This is a genomic window from Priestia sp. SIMBA_032, from assembly GCF_046535215.1.
In the GTDB taxonomy this organism is placed as follows: domain Bacteria; phylum Bacillota; class Bacilli; order Bacillales; family Bacillaceae_H; genus Priestia; species Priestia aryabhattai.
On sequence record NZ_JAWRXD010000061.1, the window covers coordinates 1 to 1,589 of the forward strand.

Below are 1,589 nucleotides of genomic sequence, written 5' to 3' on the forward strand. Positions count from 1 at the left end.
GAATCAACCTTTTCTTCTTGTTGACATCCAGAAACCAGTAAAGAAGTTACCGTCATTAATAAAAAAACACCTTTTTTAAACATGGTTGTTCCCCCTTGAAAGTTGTAAAATTAATTTACAAAAAAACAGTCCCAAAGTAAGAGACTGTCATCTTGTTCTTTATGGCAGAGCCGTAATACTTCATTAGTAGCTAGTTTTTAGTCCTCCCAGAGCTCATTCATTAAGTCTTGGATTTCTTTTTCTCTTTTTTTAGTTTCTTGCCTATCAATCGTTACTTTATTTCCAGTAATGTAAACGACATCTCCAACTTCTGTATCCTTAGGAAAGATATCTTTTGGGTAATCCTTTGTTTTCCCATCGATTTCAACAACCGCAAATCCCTCTTCAAACCGATCAATAATACCTTTTATCTTTTTCATAATTACCTCGATTTTTTAACAGAATAAGATGTACCATCGCCCGTAATAATGATTGTCCCACTTTGATCTGTTCGTAAAATATTTACTTTAGCACCTTTTAGCAAGTTCACAACTTGAGAAGTAGGATGACCATAACTGTTTTTACCTACACTAATGACAGCATACTTAGGTTTTACAGCATCTAAGAAATTCTTACTTGTAGAAGTTTTAGCGCCATGATGGCCAACTTTAAGTACATCTGCACGTAGTGTTTTCTTTGCCTTAATCATGTCTGCTTCTGCCTTTGTTTCAGCATCACCTGTAAATAAAAATGTATTCTTCTTGTAAGCCATATGGACAACAGCGCTCCAGTCATTTAAGTCACTGTTGGCATATGTTTTAGTAGGCCCTACAATTTGTGCATTTACGTCTTTAACAGGTAGTTTTACACCTGCTTGTGCTGTTTTAATCGTTAATTTTTTCTTCTTAACAGCATTTAAAAAGTCTTTGTAAGCTTGCGTGTTATTACTTACTTTGGGAGCATAAACATTTTCTACTTTGAATGCATTAATAACTTCATCTAACCCACCAATGTGATCAGCATCAGGATGAGTAGAAATTAATACTTCTATATCATCGACCTTTTGTTTCTTTAAATAACTCACAACTGCATTTCCTTTACCTTTGTTTCCCCCATCAATAACAATGTCCTCACCATTAGGCGCTTTAATATAAATACTATCTCCCTGACCGACATCAATATAATGTACCTTCATAGTTTTAGGTGTTGCTGCGTACGATGAAGCTGGAGCTGCAGCAATTCCTATTCCTATAGCTAGCGAAGAAACAATCTTGATAACACGACTTTTCATTGTTTTATCCCCTTTTGTAAATGTATTTTCATATGTAGTGTTCTTTGATAGCAAAATTAATTTTACTATATGAAACCATCTGTTAATATAGAAAAATTGAATATTTTTTACTTATAAAGGTGAAAAAAGTCACGTTATATAGAGAGTGTTAGGGCAATATGGAGGTAAATAGTAGTGAAATGTACTGTTTTAAGATTTTTATCAACTTGACATTTCAAAAGAAAATGAAGTTAAATGAGCTACCTGTTTTAACAGAAGAGAAAATGGAACAAATCAATTTCACATTGATTGAAGCCCTACATACAAATAAACAAGTTTA

General features: G+C 33.3%; 2 protein-coding genes. Both read right to left on the bottom strand.

Annotated elements, in window-relative coordinates; all coding sequences use genetic code 11:
- Nucleotides 1–197: 197 nt before the first annotated feature.
- A complete protein-coding gene (locus SB717_RS33290) occupies nucleotides 198–419 on the bottom strand; it encodes a DUF3006 domain-containing protein (RefSeq protein WP_410907057.1) in 222 nt (73 codons plus the stop codon).
- A 2-nt stretch (nucleotides 420–421) separates the two neighbouring features.
- Nucleotides 422–1,270: a ComEC/Rec2 family competence protein gene (locus SB717_RS33295; RefSeq protein ID WP_486360777.1), complete on the bottom strand. Its 849-nt coding sequence runs from the start codon at nucleotides 1,268–1,270 to the stop codon at nucleotides 422–424.
- Nucleotides 1,271–1,589 lie beyond the last annotated feature (319 nt).